Raw genomic sequence first — 19,067 nt, 5'->3', positions numbered from 1 at the left:
AGGCTGCATCGGCGCATGTTCTCGTTTTGATCTCGTCTTCGAGCCCGAATCTGTTATGAAGGCTGCATGCAGGACGTCCTCTTCATCGTCGGCGACAGGCCGATCACCGTGGCCATGCTGGTGCTGGCGGCGATCGCGCTCGGCGTCGTGCTGCTGTTCCTCGTCCTCGTCGTGGTCTGGCGCGGCGCGCGCCGGCGCGACCTCCTGGAATCGGATCAGGCGGTGCAGGGCGACGAGCTGGAGCGCCGCATCGCCGAACTGGTCCGCATCCAGAGCGAGATGACCGGCCGCATGCAGACGATGGCGGAGGTGTTCGGCTCGCGGCAATCGGAGCTTCTGCAGGGTCTTTCGAACCGCATGGACGGGCTCGGCCACCGCATCGGCCAGACCATGGTCGAATCGACCCGCCACACGCACGAAAACCTCGTCCGGCTGAACGAGCGCCTCGCCGTGATCGACACGGCGCAGCGCAACATCACCGAGCTTTCCAGCCAGGTGGTCGGCCTGCAGCACATCCTCGCCAACAAGCAGACGCGCGGCGCCTTCGGCCAGGCGCGGATGGAGGCGATTGTCCAGGACGGCCTGCCGATCGGCGGCTACCAGTTCCAGACGACGCTCTCGAACGGCAACCGGCCGGATTGCGTCGTCGCCTTCCCGAACAATACGGCCGGGCTCGTCGTCGACGCCAAGTTCCCGCTCGAGGCGTGGAACGCGATCCGCGCCGCCGAGGGTCCGGAGATGACCCGCGCGGCGGAGACGCAGTTCCGCCGCGACGTGACCAAGCACCTGAAGGACATCGCCGAGCGCTATCTGATCCCCGGCGAGACGCAGGACACGGCCTTCATGTTCGTGCCGTCGGAGTCGATCTTCGCCGACATCCACGAGCGCTTCGAGGATCTGGTCCAGTCGGCGCACCGGCTACGCATCGTCATCGTTTCGCCGTCGCTCCTCATGCTGTCGATCCAGGTCATCCAGTCGGTGCTCAAGGATGCCGGCATGCGCGAGCAGGCGCATCTCATCCAGGGCGAGGTGATGAAGCTGATGGAGGATGTCGGCCGGGTGAACGACCGCGTGCTGAAGCTGAAGACGCATTTCGACCAAGCGTCGAAGGACATCGACGACATCCTGATCTCGACCCGCAAGCTGACCGCGCGGGGCGCCAAGATCGAGGCGCTCGAATTCGGCGACGAAGGCTCCCCTGCCTATGACCGCCAGCCGGATCTCCTGGCGGGGGAATAGCCTCGGATGAGCTGCACTTCACCTCTCCCTGAGGGAGAGGTCGACGGCCGAAGGACGGCGGGTGAGGGGTAAAGCCCTCTCCGGAAAATTCCCTACCCCCTCACCCGGAGCTTCGCTCCGACCTCTCCCCATGGGAGAGGTGAAGGATAGAGCTGCCTCGTCCGGGCCGGCGCCAGTACCCCCTCCCCGGCCCTCCCCGCAAGGGGGAGGCAGAGGTCAGTAGCCCCGCCCGTCCTTCAGGAATTCGATCTCTTCCGCCGTCGAGACGCGGCCGAGATCGGCGTTGCGATGCGGGAAGCGGCCGAAGCGACGGATCACATCGCGGTGCTTCTCGGCATAGCCGAGGAAGGAGCGGAACGTCTCCTTTTCGGCCTCCGCCGCCTCGGCCAGGAGCGCCTCGTAGAGCTCGACCGAATAGTCCTGGTCGGAGAGAGCCTCGCTATGCTCGAAGGGCAGATAGAGGAAGACCCGCTCCATCGGCGTGAAGCGCTCGACGCCGCCCTCGATCAGCCGCCTCGCCGCCGCACGAGCGCGCGCGTCATAGGCATAGGCGCGGCCGTCCTCGCGAAAAAGGTTGCGCGGAAACTGGTCGAGAAAGAGGACGAGACCGATGCCGGCGGCCGGCGGCAGCGTCTCGAACGGCCAATCCGTTTCGGCGACAGCGTCGAGATGATCGCCGAAGCGGGCGCGGCAGGCATCGTCGGTCGCATCGTGGCGCGAGAACCAGATCTGAACCTGTTCAGCCGGCACATCGGTACTGGCGATCAACTCCTCGAACCAGAAGCGATGCGCTTCCAGCAGGATCGCGTCGGATGTTTCGAACGGCATGTTTTCCCCCGTGATGGCGAGCAGCTTCTCGCGAGCCCTCGGCAGGCGCGAGGACTTCTCCTTGGCGGCCCGTTCCTCAGAACGGCGTGCGGGCGCGGATGGCGGCGGCGAGCGTGCCCTCGTCGAGATAGTCGAGTTCGCCGCCGACCGGCACGCCATGCGCCAGCCGCGAGACCTTGACCGGCGTGCCGGTCAGGCGATCGGTGATGACATGCGCTGTGGTCTGGCCGTCGACCGTGGCGTTGACGGCCAGGATCACTTCCGACACCTCGCCGGTCGAGCAGCGCTGGACCAGGGACTCGATGTTCAGATCCTCGGGCCCGACACCGTCGAGCGGCGACAGCGTGCCGCCGAGGACGTGATAGCGCGCCTTGATGGCGCCCGCCCGCTCCAGCGCCCAGAGATCCGAGACGTCCTCGACGACGACGATCGTCTTCGCGTCGCGCGAGGGATCGCTGCAGATCGTGCAGGGATCGGCGGTATCGATGTTGCCGCAGACGGAACAGGTCAGGATGCGCTCGGCCGCCACCGTCATCGCGCCGGCGAGCGGCACGAGCAGCTGGTCCTTCTTCTTCACCAGCGCCAGCGCCGCGCGCCGCGCCGAACGTGGCCCGAGGCCGGGCAGGCGCGCGAGAAGCTGGATCAGGCGTTCGATCTCGGGACCGGCGGTGCTGCGGGACATGGCCTTGGACGGAATGGAGCTCAATTCACCCGACTGAGGGCGTCGCAACGGGCGGACGGAACAGCTCCGCCCGCCACGTCAAGAAGGATCAGAACGGCAGCTTGAGGCCGGCCGGCAGGCCGAGGCCGCCGGTCAGTTCCTGCATCTTCTCGGCCATGGTGCGCTCGGCCTTGGCGCGCGCATCGGCATGGGCGGCGGTGATCAGGTCCTCGAGGATCTCGACATCTTCCGGCTTCAGGAGCGACGGATCGATAGAGAGCTTGCGCAGGTCGCCCTTGGCGGTCATCACCAGCGAGACCAGCCCGGCGCCCGAGGAGCCCTCGACCTCGATATTGGCGACCTCGGCCTGCATGTCCTGCATCTTCGACTGCAGTTCCTTGGCCTTGCTCATCATGCCGAGAATGTCGCGCATGGGATTGCTCCTTCAGTTCGGAAATCGTGGAAATGGATCAGTCTTCGCCGGGATCGGGCGCTTCGTCGGGGTTCTCGACCGGCACGGCGGGCGACGGCAGGCCGACGTCCTCTTCATTGCCGTGGATCTGGATGTCGACGATCTTGGCGCCCGGAAAACGGGAAAGAACGGCGGCGACCAGCGGGTCGGCGGCGGCGTCCGAGCGCTGCTTGTCGCGAGCGAAGGCGCGCGCCTCGGCGATGGTCATCTCGGTCGCGCCACGGCCGAGCGCCACGACCCAGCGATCGCCGGTCCAGTCGGTCAGCTTGCGGCCGAGATCCTGCGCCAGCGTGCGCGGCGCATCTTCGGTCGGCTCGAATTCGAGCAGGCCCGGCTCGAAGCGGATCGGCTTCACCTGCTGCTCGAGCGCCAGCTTCAGCGGGATGTCGCGCTTGAGGCCGACATAGGCGACGAGATCCTCGAAGCGCTGGAAACGGACGGCGGGCTCGGCCTTCGCCTGCGGCGCGCCGGCGGGCTGCGCCATGGCAACGGACATCGGCGCCGCGCTGGCGATGGTGCGCATCTGGCCGACCGGGCCACCGCCCTGGATCGCGGAAGGCTGCGGCGCCGAACCCGGCGAGCCCGAGATCTGCGGCGCACCGCCGCCACCGGCGGAGAAATTGCCGCTCTTCAGAAGGCGCAGCGCCTCGTCCGGGGTCGGCAGGTCGGCAGCATGGGCGATGCGGATCAGCACCATGTCGGCGGCGGCGAGCGGCCGGCTCGAACTGGAGACTTCCTCGATGCCCTTCAGGAGCATCTGCCAGGCGCGCGCCAGCACGCGGAGCGACACGGTCTCGGCGAGCGCGCGGCCGCGCGTCCGCTCGTCCTGCGGCAGCGCGGCGTCCTCGCCGCTGTCCGGCACGACCTTGAAGCGGGTCACGGCATGGGTGAAGGCGGCGAGATCCTGCAGCACGACGGCCGGATCAGCGCCGATGTCGTATTGTTCCTTGAGCAGCGACAGCGCTTCCGCGATGCGGCCGCCCATCAGCGCCTCGAACAGGTCGATGACGCGGGCGCGGTCGGCGAGGCCGAGCATGCCGCGCACGTCCTCGGCCGTGATGGCGCCGGCGCCATGCGCGATCGCCTGGTCGAGCAGGGAGAGCGAATCGCGCGCCGAGCCTTCGGCGGCGCGGGCGATCATCGCCAGCGCGTCGTCTCCGATCGCGACCTGCTCCTTGTCGGTAATCGAGCGCAACAGGCCGATCAGCCGGTCCGATTCGATCCGGCGCAGGTCGAAGCGCTGGCAGCGCGACAGCACGGTGACGGGAACCTTGCGGATCTCGGTCGTCGCGAAGATGAACTTCACATGCTCGGGCGGCTCCTCGAGCGTCTTCAGCAGGCCGTTGAAGGCCGCGCCGGACAGCATGTGCACTTCGTCGAGGATGTAGACCTTGTAGCGCGCCGAGACCGGCTTGTAGCGCACGGCCTCGATGATCTCACGGATGTTGTCGATGCCGTTGTTCGACGCCGCGTCCATTTCGAGCACGTCGACATGGCGGCCTTCCATGATCTCGGCGCAATGAACGCCGAGCTCGGGCATATCGATGGTCGGGCGGTCGATCTTGCCGGGAATGGAGTAGTTGAGGCCGCGGGCGAGAATGCGCGCCGTCGTGGTCTTGCCGACGCCGCGGACGCCGGTGAGCATGTAGGCCTGCGCGATGCGGCCGGTCTCGAACGCGTTCTTCAGCGTGCGGACCATCGGCTCCTGGCCGACGAGATCATCGAAGCTCTTCGGCCGGTATTTGCGCGCGAGCACGCGGTAGGCGCCGTTCGCGCCATCCTTCGGTGTGCTGGAAAGATCACCGCCGTCCATGCGTCGCCGTTGCCGCCCCTGCTTCCGGGTCCCATCCACGCCGCCCTCGCGGGCAAGCCTCTTCGACCTTAGCACACCCTTGAGGGCGCGCCGTCATCGAGGCTGACGCGATGGCTGGGGAAAAGGTAGGAGGCTGGCACGCGACCCGTGCCGTGGCTCGTTGGGGCTGCTTCCTTCCGGACCTGACCCGATTGGCGAGTGGCTCGTCCACCACCAACCTCCCGCGGAGACATATCGTCGTTCCCGATCGAAATGGCAAGCCCGAAGCGCGCACGGGGGCTATCGCGGTGAAGGGGTCTGTGGCGTAATCAACGGATTCCCTTCGAGTCGGCGCCCGCCGGCCGCTCTCATCGCACACCACAGCAGCATCATGGCCCGTAATTTCTTCGATCGCTTGCCATCCGTCGAGCCCAGCACGACTGTCGGCTTTTCCGGCAATTCGCTCGACCGACGCAGCGAGGCGCGCAACGAATCAACCCTCACCGCCGCCCTCGCCGATCCGAATGCGCGCGTCTATCTGCTGCGCGGCGACGAGGCGATGATCCGCGCCGGCGGCGCGACGGAGAGCCTGTTCAGCCTGAAGGAAGCGCGGGCGCTCGGCGCCGCGATGGACGAGGCCATCCTGCTGGGCTGGGAAAACTCGGCCCCGCGCATCGCGGCGATCGTCGCCAGCGACACCTCGTTCGACGTCGACGCGTTCCATGCCGTGCCGCTCCGGACGCTGGCGATCAACGCCTTTTCCGGCAGCATCCTTTCCGATACGGTCGAACCCGCGACGCTCGGCGCCCTGGCGCAGGCCCGGGCCCTGCTGCACTGGCACGCCGCCAACCGCTTCTGCGGCCGATGCGGCACGCGTTCCACCATGGCGCTCGGCGGCTACCGGCGCGACTGTCCGAACTGCGGCCTGCAGAAGTTCCCGCGCACCGATCCGGTGGCGATCATGCTGGCGGTCGACGGCGACCGCTGCCTGATGGGCCGGCAGGCGCGCTTCGCCCCCGGCACCTATTCCTGCCTCGCCGGCTTCGTCGAACCCGGCGAGACGATCGAGGACGCGGTTCGCCGCGAGATCCAGGAAGAAGCCGGCATCCGGATCGGCCGCGTCGTCTACCACGCCAGCCAGCCCTGGCCGTTCCCGATGTCGCTGATGATCGGCTGCATCGCCGAGGCCATCTCGACCGACATCGTGCCGGATACGGAAGAACTCGAGGATTGCCGCTGGTTCTCGCGCGAGGAGACGCGCGCCATGCTCGACGGCGAACATCCCGACGGGCTGTCGACGCCGCCCAGGATGGCGATCGCCCATACGCTGATCCGCGCCTGGGTCGAGGCCGGTTAGGGTCCGGATTCAATCAGGAACAGTACGACGGGCGGGCGAACGGACCGGGAAACTGCTCCGTCCAATCAGCCGTGGTGAAGCAGTTCCCGGGCCAGCAATTCGGGATGCGTGATCATCACATCATGCGGTGCGTCAATCTCGAGATAGTGCCATCCAGCGTCGGATTGCACGCGCCCGATAGAAGTCACAAGCAAGTCACCGGGCGCTTGCGCGCAGCGGATATAGATTTTCCGCTGCACGTTCAGCGCCTGAGGCAGGGAGACTCGTTCGAAGTAGCTTTCGACTGGCTGCGGGGTCAGCCGGGCGTCTACCCAGCTTTGGTCGTCAGCTGCGACGCCGAACAGCGATGATGGGATCGGCGGAATGTTCCAGCCGTCATCCGCTTCGGCAGCCTGCCGATAGCGCTCTATCATGGCCGGTGCATGGTCCAGCAGCATTTCGCCGTCGACAGGCAGGAAGGCATCAAGCAGCACGAGATGGGAGATCAGACGGCCGAGCCGATGTGCCGCGACCGTGGCGGGAAAACCGCCGTAGCTGTGGCCAACGAGGGTGATGTCTCGAAGCCCGGCATCACTCACATAGGTCGCGATATCATCGATATGCGTCGATAGATCGATCTGGCGCGATATCAAATGCGCTCGGTCGCCCAATCCGCTCAAGGTTGGTTGATGGACCTCGTGCCCGGCGCTTTTCAGCAAGGGAGCGACACGATTCCAACACCAGCCGCCATGCCATGCGCCATGAATGAGGACGAATGTGGTCACCTGTCTTCCCCCTCACGACATGGCCAATGCCCGCGAACCTGGCACCGAAGCACCGTGGCTAGGGCCCGGCCTCAATTGGGAACGAGCAGCGCTTGGTGAAAACCAGGCGCCGGCCGGCGCCTGATCGGTTTCAAAGACTAGCCGCGCGGCTCGACGACGTCGGCGCGGAACGGCGCCGCCGGATAGACGCCCAGAATGCGCAGCTCGGCCGAGAAGAAGGCGAGCTCCTCCAGCGCGTGGGCGAGGCCGACATCCTGCGGGTGCCCCTCGACATCGACATAGAAGCGCGTCGCCGAGAAGCGGCCGTCGAGCTGGTAGCTCTCGAGCTTGGTCATGTTGATGCCGTTGGTGGCAAAGCCGCCGAGCGCCTTGTAGAGCGCGGCCGGAATGTTGCGGACACGGAAGACGAACGTCGTGATCACCGGCCCGGCGCCATAGGCGGCATTCTGCGGCTCGCGCGACAGGATGACGAAGCGCGTCGTGTTGTGGGCGGCGTCCTCGACGTTCTCGGCAAGGATATCGAGGCCGTAGATCTCGGCGGCGAAGCGGGGCGCGAGCGCAGCCCGGGTCAGGTCGCCCGATTCGGAGATGATGCGCGCCGCGCCCGCCGTATCGCCGGCGACAATGGCGCGATAGCCGTGCTCGCGCATGATGCGGCGGCACTGGCCGAGCGCATGGACATGGCTTTCCACCGTCTTGATCGTCTCCAGCGTCGCGCCCTTCAGCGCCATCAGCTGGAAGCGAATCGGCAGGAAGTACTCGCCGATGATGTGCAGGCCCGAATCGGGCAGCAGGTGGTGGATATCGGCGACGCGGCCGGCGAGCGAATTCTCGATCGGGATCATCGCCAGATCGACATCGCCGCGCGCGATCGCCTGGAAGCAATCCTCGAAGGTCGGCGCCGGCACGGCCTCGTAGTCGGGATAGACGTCGGCGCAGGCGATGTGGGAATTGGCGCCAGGTTCGCCCTGGAACACGATCTTCTTCATGGAGTGAGACTTCTGTTCAAGATTGCCGTCGGTCCAGCCGGCCGGCGTCATTGGCGGGCGGCGAGAAGGATGCGCGCCCGTTCGAGATCGGCGGGAGTATCGACACCGAGCGGCACCGCGTCAACGAGCGCGACGTCGATGCGCATGCCGGCTTCGAGCGCCCGCAACTGCTCCAGCTTCTCGCGCCGCTCCAGCGCCGAGGGCGGCAGGGCGACATAGCGATCCAGCGCCGCCCGGCGATAGGCATAGAGCCCGATATGGTGCAGCAGCGGCCCGTCGCCCCAGGGCGCGGTGGCCCGGGTAAAATAGAGCGCGCGAAGCCGATCGGCGGAGAGCGGCGAGCCGACGATCTTCACGACATTCGGGTTGGTGCGGTCCTCGTCCCGGTCGATCAGCGCCGCGATGGTGGCGATATCGACGGCGGGATCGGCGAGCGGCGCGAAGCAGGCGGCGATCGAGGCCGGCTCGATGGTCGGGAGATCGCCCTGCACGTTGACGATGACGTCGTGGCGGCGGCCCGAATCAATCAGTTCGGCCGCCTCATGAATGCGGGACGAGCCGTTCACGTGGTCGGCCCGCGTCAGCACCGCCTCGCCGCCCGCATGCTCCACGGCGGCGGCGATGCCGGCATCGTCCGTCGCCACGACCACCCGCCCGATCCGCGCCTCGGTGGCGCGCCGCCAGACATGCACGATCATCGGTTCGCCGTTGATATCGGCGAGCGGCTTGCCCGGCAGGCGCGTCGCGGCCATGCGGGCGGGGATAAGGACGAGGGCCTCGGCGGCAGAACTCATCGGGTTTTCCTTGATTTGCCCGGCATGGCGACATGCCGGTGTCAAAACGTCTCAATCTGGGGACGTTCATACGTATTGCGCCACACACTGGAAAGCTTGTAGTTTCCGCGCCACACGAGGGGGGCATGGCGCCATGGGGCTGCCGGTTCCCATAGCCTAATTGAATCGCCTGGGGCCTAGATCGATGGATTCATTCGAACTCAACAAGATTGTCGGCGCGGTCTTGTTCACGCTTCTGGTGGTCATGTCGCTGAGCATTTTCGCCGGCGAGATCTATTCGCCAGCCCATCCGGAGAAGCCGGGCTTCATCATCGAGGTCGCGGAAGAGGCCCCGGGCGCCGCCGCTGGCGGCCCGGCCGCCGCGCAGGAGCCGCCGGTCGCGGTCCTGCTCGCGAGCGCCAAGGTCGAGGCCGGCGAGGCCGTCTCCAAGAAGTGCGCCGCCTGCCACAACTTCGTCGAGGGCGCCGGCACCAAGGTCGGTCCGGACCTCTACAACGTCATCGATCGCCCGATCGGCTCGGCCGAGGGGTTCAAGTACTCCGGCGTGATGACGACCGCGCATGACGAAGGCAAGAAGTGGACCTACGAGCACCTCTACCACTTCCTGAAGAACCCGAAGGCCGACATGCCGGGCACGGCGATGGGCTTCGCCGGTATCTCGAAGCCGGAAGATCGCGCCAACCTGATCGCCTATCTCCGCACGCTGTCGCACAGCCCGGTTCCGCTGCCCGAGCCCGAGGCGGCGGCGCCCGCCGAGGCTGCTCCGGCCGCCGCTGATGCTCCGGCTGCTCCGGCCGCCGAAGCACCGGCAGCTCCCGCTGCGCCGGCAACCGAGACCCCGGCTGCGCCCGCCGCTCCGGCAGCGCCTGCCGCGACCGAGGCACCGGCGGCTCCGGCTGCCCCTGAGGCTCCGGCTGCTCCCGCAGCACCCGCTGCCCCGGAGGCGCCCGCCGCACCGGCAGCTCCGGCTCCGGCCCAGCAGCCCGCGACGCCCTGAGCGCATCCAGCACTGCGACACTGAGAAAAGGCCGGAGACATTCTCCGGCCTTTTTCTGTTGCGATGCCGGTTGCCGCGGATCACGCAGGAGTTGCCCTGCGTGTAATCCGCCTTAGTAATGTGAGTCATTCGCCGGAGAATCGCGCCCATGAAACTCGCCGCCGCCGCCCTGCTCAGCCTGTCGCTCCTGCTGCCAGCGACAACAGGCGCCGTGGCGGCCGAGGAATGGCGACATGCGACCTCGCTGATCGGCGAACCGGCAAACCCCGACGGGTTCAAGCACTACGACTACGTCAATCCCGATGCGCCGAAGGGTGGGACTTCGAACCGCGCCGCCGTCGGCACCTTCGACAGTCTCAACCCCTACATCGTGCAGGGCACGCCGGCCTCCGGCTTCGCCCAGTTCGGCGGCGGCCTGCTCTACGACACGCTGATGGAGCAGGCGACCGACCAGGCCGGCACCAATTACGGCCTGATCGCCGAGGCGGTCCTCTATCCGGACGACTACAGCTGGGTGAAGTTCCGCCTGAACCCGGCGGCGCGCTGGCACGACGGAAAGCCGATCACGCCGGAGGACGTCATCTGGTCGTTCGAGACGCTGAAGGCCCAGAGCCCGATGTACAACAAGTACTACGCCAATGTGGTGAAGGCCGAGATCACGGGCGATCGCGAGGTGACCTTCACCTTCGACAAGGCGGGCAACCGGGAACTGCCGAACATCATGGGCGATCTCGCCGTGCTGCCGAAGCACTGGTGGGAAGGCACCGACGCCAGCGGCAAGAAGCGCGACATCTCGAAGTCGACGCTGGAGATCCCCCTCGGCTCCGGAGCCTATCAGGTCGAATCGATGAGCCCCGGCCGCCAGATCGTCTGGAAACGGGTCGCCGACTATTGGGCCAAGGACCTGCCGACCCAGGTCGGCCGGCACAATTTCGATCGTATCAAGGTCGACTACTACCGCGACCCGAATGCTGCCTGGGAGGCCTTCAAGAAGGGCGGCCTCGATGATTACCGGCTGGAAAACCGCATCGGCCGCTGGATGACGGAATATGACTTCGACGCCGTGAAGAGCGGCAAGGTCGTCCAGCACTCGTTCCCGATCGCCTCGTCCGGGCGCATGCAGGGCTATGTCCTCAACCAGCGCCGCGACAAGTTCCGGGACCCGCGCGTGCGTGAGGCGCTCAACTACGTCTTCGATTTCGAGACGATGAACCGCACGCTGTTCTTCGACAAGTACAAGCGGATCAACAGCTATTTCGCCGGCATCGACCTCGCCTCCAGCGGCCTGCCGCAGGGCGAGGAACTGGAGATCCTCGAAACCGTCCGCGACAAGGTTCCGCCCGAGGTCTTCACCAAGGAATTCAAGCTGCCGGTCAACGACACGCCGCAGGCCTTCCGCGACAACCTCCGCCAGGCCATCGCGCTGCTGCAGGAGGCGGGCTGGGTGCTGAAGGGCAACAAGATGGTCAACGCCGAGACCGGCGAGCCCTTCACCATCGAATTCCTCGAAAGCGACCCCTCCTTCGAGCGCGTCGTCTCCCCCTACATCCAGAACCTGAAGCGGATCGGCATCGACGCCCGGCTGCGGGTCGTCGACACGGCGCAGTATGTCGCCCGCGTCAACGATTTCGATTTCGACGTCGTCTCGACGGTGATCCCGCAGTCGCACTCGCCCGGCAACGAACAGCGCGAGATGTGGGGTTCGGCCGCCGCCGACGTCAAAGGCAGCCGCAACCTCATGGGCATCAAGGATCCGGCCGTCGACGCCCTGATCGACCGCGTCGTGTTCGCCAAGAACCGCGACGAGCTGGTCGCCGCGACCCACGCCCTCGATCGCGTGCTGCTCTGGAACTACTACGTCGTGCCGCAATGGTTCAGCGACACCATCAACGTCGCCTACTGGAACAAGTTCGGGATTCCCGAGAAGCAGCCCGAATATGCCGGCATCGACATCGAATCCTGGTGGATCGATCCGGCCAAGGAAAAGGCCCTGGGGGCCAAGCCTTGAGCGGCGCGGCTTCCCGCCTTCCTCCGCTTCCGGCCCTGACGCGCCGCGCCTTGATGAAGGGCGCGGCGGCGGGTGCGATGCTGCCGCTGCTCGGCCCGGGCCTTGCCGCCTTCGCCGCCGAGGAGACCGGCGCCGCCACGCCGCGCCACGGGCTCTCGGTGTTCGGCGAGCTCAAATACGGTCCGGATTTCAAGCACTTCGCCTATCTGAACCCGGAAGCGCCGAAGGGCGGCAGCTTCGTCTTCTCGGCGCCGAGCTGGTACTACAACCAGAACGCCTACACCTTCAACACGCTGAACGGCTTCACCTTTAGGGGCGATGCGCCGCCCCGGATCGAGCTCTGCTTCGACACGCTGATGGTGGCGGCCGCCGACGAACCCGATTCGGTCTACGGTCTCGTGGCCGAAAGCATCGCCGTCTCGGAGGACGGCAACCGCCATGTCTACCGGCTGCGGCCGGAAGCCAGGTTCAACGACGGCACGCCGCTTACCGCCGATGACGTCGTGTTCTCGTTGGAGACGCTGAAGGCGAAGGGCCATCCCAACATCGCGCAATCGATCCGCGAGATGGTTTCCGTCACCGCCGACGATCCGCACACCGTCACGGTGGTGTTTTCCGGCAAGCAGAACCGCAAGGTTCCGATCCTCGTCGCGTCGTCGCTGCCGATATTCTCCAGGGCCGACTGGGCCGGACGGGATTTCGAGGCCTCGACGATGACGCCGCCGCTCGGCTCCGGCCCCTACCGGGTCGGCAAGATCAGCCCCGGCCGCTCGATCGAGTATGAGCGCGTCGCGGACTATTGGGCGAAGGACCTGCCGGTCGTCGTCGGCAGCGCCAATTTCGACCGCATCCGCCTCGAGTTCTACCAGGACGACGAAGTCCAGTTTCAGGCCTTCGCCAAGGGCGAGCTGACCTTCCGCGAGGAGCCGTCGTCGAAGACCTGGGCGACGGGATACGACTTCCCCGCCGCGCGCGACGGCCGCGTGAAGAAGCCCTCCTTCCCGGCCGAGCGCCGGCCCGACATGTATGGCTGGTTCTTCAATTTGCGCCGCGCCAAGTTCGCCGATCCGCGCACGCGGCAGGCGATCGGCATGGCGTTCGATTTCCCCTGGACCAACAAGAACCTGTTCTTCGGGCTCTATGTGCGCGCGACCTCGTTCTTCCAGTTCTCCGATTTCGCCGCCAGCGGACTTCCCTCCCCCGACGAGCTGGCGCTTCTCGAACCGTTCCGGGCCCAGCTGCCGGCCGAGGCGTTCGGCGAGGCGGTGATGCCGCCGGTCGCCGATGGCAGCCGGCGCGACCGCAACCTGCTGCGCCAGGCGACGACGCTGCTCGCCGAGGCGGGATGGCAACGTCAGGGCAACGGCCTGGTCAACGCGAGCGGCGAGCGGCTGAGGCTCGAATTCCTGATCCAGTCGCAGGCGTTCGAGCGCGTGCTCTCGCCGCTGATCGAAAATCTGAAGGCGATCGGGGTCGACGCCTCGCTGCGGATGGTCGACGCCGCCCAGTACCAGAGCCGCCAGAACGCCTTCGACTACGACATCATGGCCTCGCGGATCATGTTCGACGCGACGCCGATCGACGGCATCGAGCAGATCTTCGGCTCGATCAGCGCCGATGTGCCGAGCGGCTCCAACCTTTCCGGCCTCAAGCACCCCGTCGTGGATGCGCTGGTTTCGCGGGCGGCCTCGGTCCAGAGCCGGGCCGAGCTGACGACGCTGATGCGCGGGCTCGACCGCGTGCTGCGATCGTTGCATATCTGGTTTCCGGCCTGGCTCTCCGAGGCGCATCGCGTCGCCATCTGGGATAAGTTCGCCTGGCCGGAGACGAAGCCCGACTATGGTTTTTCGCCGGAAATGACGTGGTGGCAGGATCCCGAGCGGGCCGCCGCCATCGGCAAGGCTGGTTAAGGAAGGCTGATTAAGGAACGAGATGGCAGCCTATATTTTCCGACGCCTCCTGCTGATGATCCCGACGATTTTCGGCATCATGGCCATTAGCTTCATCATCGTGCAGTTCGCCCCCGGCGGCCCGGTCGAACGCGTCATCGCCCAGTTGCAGGGCAACGACGTCTCGGCGACCAGCCGGATCGGCGGCGGGGGCGGCGCCGACGCCGGCATGGGCGGCACCGACCGAACGCTGGGCAGCGCGCCCGTCTCGTCGAAATACCGCGGCGCGCAGGGGCTCGATCCCGAATTCATCGCCAAGCTCGAAAAGCAGTTCGGCTTCGACAAGCCGCCGCTCGAGCGCTTCGGGCTGATGATCTGGAATTATCTGCGCTTCGATTTCGGCCAGAGCTATTTCCGCGACATCGGCGTGCTCGACCTGATCAAGGAGAAGATGCCGGTCTCGATCTCGCTCGGGCTCTGGATGACGCTGATCTCCTACGGCATCTCGATCCCGCTCGGCGTCGCCAAGGCCGTGCGCGACGGCGCCCGCTTCGACATCTGGACGTCGGCGGTGATCGTCGTCGGCTATGCGATCCCCGGCTTCCTGTTCGCCATCCTACTCGTCGTGCTGTTCGCCGGCGGCAGCTTCTTCGACTGGTTCCCGTTGCGAGGGCTAACCTCGGATAATTTCTCCAGCCTGTCGCTCGGCGGCAAGATCGTCGACTATTTCTGGCACATCGCCCTGCCGATCACGGCCATGTCGCTCTCCGCCTTCGCGACGACGACGCTTCTGACCAAGAACTCGTTCCTCGACGAGATCCGCAAGCAATATGTCGTGACGGCGCGGGCCAAGGGCCTTTCGGAACGCAAGGTGCTCTACGGCCACGTGTTCCGCAACGCGATGCTGATCGTCATCGCCGGCTTCCCCGGCGCGTTCATCTCCGCCTTCTTCGCCGGGTCGCTCTTGATCGAGACGATCTTCTCGCTCGACGGGCTCGGCCTGCTCGGCTTCGAATCGGTGATCAACCGCGACTATCCGGTGGTGTTCGCGACGCTGTTCATCTTCTCGCTGATGGGCCTCGTGATCGGCCTGCTCTCCGACCTCACCTACACCTGGATCGATCCGCGCATCGATTTCGAACGGCGGGATGTCTGACGTGACCGATGTCTCTGTGCAAGCCCGCGAAATCGAGCCGACCCGCCTGTCGCTCTCGCCGCTCAACCTGCGCCGCTGGCGCAATTTCAAGGCGCACCGCCGGGGCTACTGGTCGCTCTGGATCTTCCTGGCGCTGTTCGCCCTGACGCTCGGCTCCAATTTCATCGCCAATGACCGGCCGCTGATCGCCTCCTACAAGGGCGAGCTGCTGCTGCCGGTCTTCGCCGACTATCCGGAAGAGAAGTTCGGCGGCTTCCTGGCGACGACCAATTTCCGCGATCCCTTCATCCAGGAGGAGATCAACGCCAATGGCTGGATGATCTGGCCGGCGATCCGCTACTCCTTCGACACCGTCAACAACGAGATGGCGACGCCGGCGCCGGCGCCGCCCTGGTGGATGATTCCGAAGGAGGATCGCTGCCGCGCCTACCCGCTCGGCGACGCCGATCCGAACTGCACGCTCGGCAATTTCAACTGGATGGGCACGGACGACCAGGGCCGCGACGTCGTCGCGCGCCTGCTCTACGGCGTCCGCCTCTCGGTGCTGTTCGGCCTGGTGCTGACGGTCGTCTCCTCGGCGATCGGCATCCTGGCCGGCGCCGTGCAGGGCTATTTCGGCGGCTGGCTCGACCTGATCTTCCAGCGCTTCATCGATATCTGGACGTCGCTGCCCGAGCTCTACATCCTCCTGATCATGGCCTCGATCCTGGTGCCGAGCTTCTGGGTGCTGCTCGGCATCCTGCTGCTCTTCTCCTGGGTGCGGTTGGTCGGTCTGGTGCGGGCCGAATTCCTGCGAGCGCGAAACTTCGAATATGTGCGCGCCGCGCGGGCGCTGGGCGTGAAAAACCGCACCATCATCGTCCGCCACGTGCTGCCCAACGCCATGGTGGCGACGCTGACCTTCCTGCCCTTCATCCTGAACGGCTCGATCACAACGCTGACCTCGCTCGACTTCCTCGGCTTCGGCCTGCCGCCCGGCTCTCCGTCGCTGGGCGAACTGCTGGCGCAGGGCAAGAACAACCTCCAGGCGCCCTGGCTCGGCCTGACCGGCTTCGTCGTCATCTCGGTGATTTTGAGCCTGCTCGTCTTCATCGGCGAGGCGGTGCGCGACGCCTTCGACCCCAGAAAGACGTTCGGCTGAGATGATGGACCCAACCCAGACCATGACCGCCGATCCGTCCGCGAAGCCGCTGCTTTCCGTCGAGGACCTCTCGGTCCACTTCCTGCAGGGCGAGAACCGCACCGTCGCCGTCGACGGCATCTCCTTCACCGTCGGGCGCGGCGAGACCGTCGCGCTCGTCGGCGAATCGGGCTCCGGCAAGTCGGTGACGGCGCTCTCGATCCTGAAGCTCCTCCCCTACCCGTCCGCCGAGCATCCGACCGGCAAGATCCTGCTGGAAGGCAAGGACCTGCTGACGGTCAGCGACCGCGAGCTCCGCAAGGTGCGCGGCAACGACGTCACCATGATCTTCCAGGAGCCGATGAGCTCGCTCAATCCGCTGCACACGATCGAGCAGCAGATCGGCGAGATCCTGACGATCCATCGCGGCCTGTCGGGCAAGGCGGCGCGGCAGCGCATTCTCGAGCTGCTCGCCGAAGTCGGCATCCGCGACGCGGAGAAGCGCCTCAACGCCTATCCGCACCAGCTTTCCGGCGGCCAGCGCCAGCGCGTCATGATCGCCATGGCGCTCGCCAACGAACCGGACCTGCTGATCGCCGACGAACCGACCACGGCGCTCGACGTCACGGTGCAGGCGCAGATCCTGAAGCTCCTGAAGGAGATCCAGACCCGCACTGGCATGGCGCTGCTCTTCATCACTCACGACCTCGGCATCGTGCGCAAGATCGCTGACCGGGTCTGCGTGATGACCAAGGGCAAGATCGTCGAGCAGGGGCCGACGAAGGAGATCTTCGACCACCCCCAGCACCACTATACCAAGCACCTGCTGGCGGCCGAGCCGAAGGGCGCGCCGCCCCCGGCCGACGACACGGCGCCGGTCGTCGTCGCCACGGAAGACCTCAAGGTCTGGTTCCCGATCAAGCGCGGCGTATTCCGGCGCACGGTCGACAACGTCAAGGCCGTCGACGGCATCGACATGTCGGTCCGGCGCGGCCAGACGCTCGGCGTCGTCGGCGAATCCGGCTCCGGCAAGACGACGCTCGGCCTCGCCATCATGCGGCTGATCAGCTCGAAGGGCGCGATCGACTTTCGCGGCGAACGCATCGACGGCCGCGGTTTCCAGGCGATGCGGCCGCTGCGCCGGCACATGCAGATCGTCTTTCAGGATCCGTTCGGTTCGCTCAGCCCGCGCATGTCGGTCGGCGAGATCATCGCCGAGGGCCTGCGCGTGCACGAGCCGCAGCTCTCCTTCCGCGAACGCGAACGAAAGGTGGCGCAGGGGCTGGAGGAAGTCGGCCTGGATCCTGCGACCCGCCACCGCTATCCGCACGAATTCTCCGGCGGCCAGCGCCAGCGCATCGCGATCGCCCGCGCCATGGTGCTGGAGCCGGAATTCGTCATGCTCGACGAACCGACCTCGGCCCTCGACATGTCGGTGCAGGCGCAGGTCGTCGACCTCCTGCGCGACCTGCAGAAGCGGCACGGCCTGGCCTACCTGTTCATCAGCCATGACCTCAAGGTCGTGCGGGCGCTCGCCAACGAGGTGATCGTCATGCGCGGCGGCAAGGTGGTCGAGCGCGGCACGTCGGAGCAGATCTTCACGGCGCCGGAAACCGACTATACCCGCGCCCTCATCGCAGCCGCCTTCTCGATCGAGACGGCCCCGGAAGGCATCGTTTCGCAATGACCGAGAAGAAGGTTCTGCCCGGCGTCCTGATCGCCTCCGGCAACTGGGCGCCGGGGCCCTGGGCCGTTCCCTTCGCCGGCGAGCCGGAGCGGCCGCTGGCGATCTGGCCGGACGTGCCGGACCGCGCGGCGATCCACTATGTGCTTGCCTGGCGGCCGCCCGCCGAGGCCTTCGCCGACCTGCCGAACCTGAAGGCGGTGTTCTCGCTCGGCGCCGGCGTCGACCATGTCGTCGGGAATGAAGCGTTGCCGGACGTGCCGATCGTCCGCGTCGTCGATCCGGAATTGACCACCCGCATGACCGAATGGGTGACGCTGCAGGTGCTGCTGCATCACCGCCAGCACCTCGCCTATGCGCGCCAGCAGGCGGCAGGCAAATGGTGCGAGCTGCGCCAGCCGGTGGCGCACGACGTGCGTGTCGGCATCATGGGGCTCGGCGAGCTCGGCCGCGACGCGGCGGAAGTGCTCGCCCGCCTCGGCTTCCAGGTCGCCGGCTGGAGCCGTTCACCGAAGCAGGTTCCAGGTATCGAGACCTTCCATGGCGAGGACGGCCTTACCGCCTTCCTCGGCCGCACCGACATCCTCGTCGCCCTGGTGCCGCTGACGCCGGATACGCGCGGGATCCTCAACGCCTCGGTCTTCGATCGCCTCGCCAAGGGCGGAGCGCTCGGCGGACCCGTGCTGATCAATGCCGGCCGCGGCGGGCTGCAGGTCGAGGCGAACATTCTGGCGGCGCTCGATGACGGTCGCCTGATCGGCGCCAGCCTCGACGTGTTCGAGCCGGAGCCGCTTGGCTCCGACAGCCCGTTCTGGAGTCATCCCCGCGTGATCGTGACGCCGCATGTCGCGGCTTCGAGCGAGGCGAGCGTGCTCGCCGACGGCATCCACCGGCAGATCCTCGCCTTTGAGGCCGGGCAGCCCCTGCCCAATCTGGTCGACGTCGCGCGCGGCTACTGAGCGCCGAACGACAGGACGGCCGGACTCTCGGGAAGATCCGCCGATGCGGCGCGCACCTTGGCCTGTTCGGCGGCTTCGCGCGCTTCGGCGGACGCAACGCTGAGCAAATAGGCAAGGTCGTGGAACTCGTTGCGCTTGGCGAGCTCGCTCAGCTGCTCCGTCATTTCCTCGATATACCGGGCTGTTCTCTGCATTTCCCGTATCCCATCCGTCGTGCTGGATCGCCGCCGACCGAGGCGAGCGTCCCTATGGACGCGTGACATTCGGCTAGCATTACGAGACTAGGGAAAATGTACGAAGCGGACATACCCCAAATGGAGTATGGCCCTGCGTCAGCGGAGGACAGACCACAGCCAAC

General features: G+C 66.5%; 17 protein-coding genes and 1 other RNA gene. 9 read left to right on the top strand and 9 right to left on the bottom strand.

Going from position 1 to position 19,067, the window contains the following annotated elements:
• Positions 1-66 precede the first annotated feature (66 nt).
• Positions 67-1,239, top strand: coding sequence for a DNA recombination protein RmuC (locus K32_RS23975; RefSeq protein WP_201401883.1), 1,173 nt, complete (start codon positions 67-69; stop codon positions 1,237-1,239).
• Positions 1,240-1,455: 216 nt separating this feature from the next.
• On the opposite strand, the gene K32_RS23970 is transcribed toward K32_RS23975, so the two are convergent.
• The 5 genes from K32_RS23970 to ffs all read right to left on the bottom strand — a co-directional run bounded on the left by K32_RS23970 (position 1,456) and on the right by ffs (position 5,233).
• Complete coding sequence (locus K32_RS23970; protein WP_201401882.1) at positions 1,456-2,067, bottom strand: DUF924 family protein; 612 nt, start codon at positions 2,065-2,067, stop codon at positions 1,456-1,458.
• A 76-nt stretch (positions 2,068-2,143) separates the two neighbouring features.
• On the bottom strand, positions 2,144-2,749 hold the full coding sequence (gene recR, locus K32_RS23965; protein ID WP_201401881.1) for a recombination mediator RecR: 606 nt from the start codon (positions 2,747-2,749) through the stop codon (positions 2,144-2,146).
• 88 nt (positions 2,750-2,837) lie between these two features.
• Positions 2,838-3,161: a YbaB/EbfC family nucleoid-associated protein gene (locus K32_RS23960; protein WP_201401880.1), complete on the bottom strand. Its 324-nt coding sequence runs from the start codon at positions 3,159-3,161 to the stop codon at positions 2,838-2,840.
• 37 nt (positions 3,162-3,198) lie between these two features.
• A complete protein-coding gene (locus tag K32_RS23955; RefSeq protein WP_201401879.1) occupies positions 3,199-5,013 on the bottom strand; it encodes a DNA polymerase III subunit gamma/tau in 1,815 nt (604 codons plus the stop codon).
• A gap of 127 nt (positions 5,014-5,140) precedes the next feature.
• An RNA gene (gene ffs, locus K32_RS23950) (signal recognition particle sRNA small type) lies at positions 5,141-5,233 on the bottom strand.
• A 150-nt stretch (positions 5,234-5,383) separates the two neighbouring features.
• Between ffs and nudC the strand changes: the two genes are divergently transcribed.
• Positions 5,384-6,349, top strand: a complete 966-nt coding sequence (nudC, locus tag K32_RS23945) for an NAD(+) diphosphatase (RefSeq protein ID WP_201401878.1) — start codon at positions 5,384-5,386, stop codon at positions 6,347-6,349.
• Positions 6,350-6,414: 65 nt separating this feature from the next.
• On the opposite strand, the gene K32_RS23940 is transcribed toward nudC, so the two are convergent.
• The 3 genes from K32_RS23940 to K32_RS23930 all read right to left on the bottom strand — a co-directional run bounded on the left by K32_RS23940 (position 6,415) and on the right by K32_RS23930 (position 8,896).
• Complete coding sequence (locus tag K32_RS23940; protein ID WP_201401877.1) at positions 6,415-7,113, bottom strand: alpha/beta fold hydrolase; 699 nt, start codon at positions 7,111-7,113, stop codon at positions 6,415-6,417.
• Between the two features lie 137 nt (positions 7,114-7,250).
• Complete coding sequence (locus K32_RS23935) at positions 7,251-8,102, bottom strand: prephenate dehydratase (protein WP_201401876.1); 852 nt, start codon at positions 8,100-8,102, stop codon at positions 7,251-7,253.
• Positions 8,103-8,149: 47 nt separating this feature from the next.
• Complete coding sequence (locus K32_RS23930; protein WP_201401875.1) at positions 8,150-8,896, bottom strand: 3-deoxy-manno-octulosonate cytidylyltransferase; 747 nt, start codon at positions 8,894-8,896, stop codon at positions 8,150-8,152.
• 184 nt (positions 8,897-9,080) lie between these two features.
• On the opposite strand from K32_RS23930, the gene K32_RS23925 reads away from it, so the two are divergent.
• From K32_RS23925 to K32_RS23895, 7 genes are all read left to right on the top strand, one after another.
• On the top strand, positions 9,081-9,893 hold the full coding sequence (locus K32_RS23925) for a cytochrome c family protein (RefSeq protein ID WP_201401874.1): 813 nt from the start codon (positions 9,081-9,083) through the stop codon (positions 9,891-9,893).
• Between the two features lie 148 nt (positions 9,894-10,041).
• A complete protein-coding gene (locus tag K32_RS23920) occupies positions 10,042-11,901 on the top strand; it encodes an extracellular solute-binding protein (protein WP_201401873.1) in 1,860 nt (619 codons plus the stop codon).
• On the top strand, positions 11,898-13,811 hold the full coding sequence (locus tag K32_RS23915) for an extracellular solute-binding protein (RefSeq protein WP_305798446.1): 1,914 nt from the start codon (positions 11,898-11,900) through the stop codon (positions 13,809-13,811). The genes K32_RS23920 and K32_RS23915 overlap by 4 nt, the downstream gene beginning before the upstream one ends.
• A gap of 22 nt (positions 13,812-13,833) precedes the next feature.
• Positions 13,834-14,946 (top strand): microcin C ABC transporter permease YejB, encoded by a 1,113-nt coding sequence (locus tag K32_RS23910; RefSeq protein WP_201401872.1) that lies wholly within the window; start codon positions 13,834-13,836, stop codon positions 14,944-14,946.
• Positions 14,939-16,087 carry an ABC transporter permease gene (locus K32_RS23905; protein WP_201401871.1) on the top strand — a complete coding sequence of 383 codons (1,149 nt, stop codon included), beginning with the start codon at positions 14,939-14,941 and terminating at the stop codon, positions 16,085-16,087. Before K32_RS23910 ends, K32_RS23905 begins: the two co-directional genes overlap by 8 nt.
• 1 nt (position 16,088) lies before the next feature.
• Positions 16,089-17,753 carry an ABC transporter ATP-binding protein gene (locus tag K32_RS23900; RefSeq protein WP_211201073.1) on the top strand — a complete coding sequence of 555 codons (1,665 nt, stop codon included), beginning with the start codon at positions 16,089-16,091 and terminating at the stop codon, positions 17,751-17,753.
• Positions 17,750-18,709: a glyoxylate/hydroxypyruvate reductase A gene (locus K32_RS23895; RefSeq protein WP_201401870.1), complete on the top strand. Its 960-nt coding sequence runs from the start codon at positions 17,750-17,752 to the stop codon at positions 18,707-18,709. The genes K32_RS23900 and K32_RS23895 overlap by 4 nt, the downstream gene beginning before the upstream one ends.
• Here K32_RS23895 and K32_RS23890 read toward each other — a convergent pair.
• The gene (locus K32_RS23890) at positions 18,703-18,903 is read right to left on the bottom strand and encodes a hypothetical protein (protein WP_201401869.1); all 201 of its coding nucleotides are present in this window, start codon (positions 18,901-18,903) and stop codon (positions 18,703-18,705) included. The genes K32_RS23895 and K32_RS23890 overlap by 7 nt on opposite strands.
• Between the last annotated feature and the right edge of the window lie 164 nt (positions 18,904-19,067).

It is taken from the genome of Kaistia sp. 32K (assembly GCF_016629525.1).
Taxonomy (GTDB): domain Bacteria; phylum Pseudomonadota; class Alphaproteobacteria; order Rhizobiales; family Kaistiaceae; genus Kaistia.
This window is presented reverse-complemented; position numbering and strand designations above follow the sequence as displayed.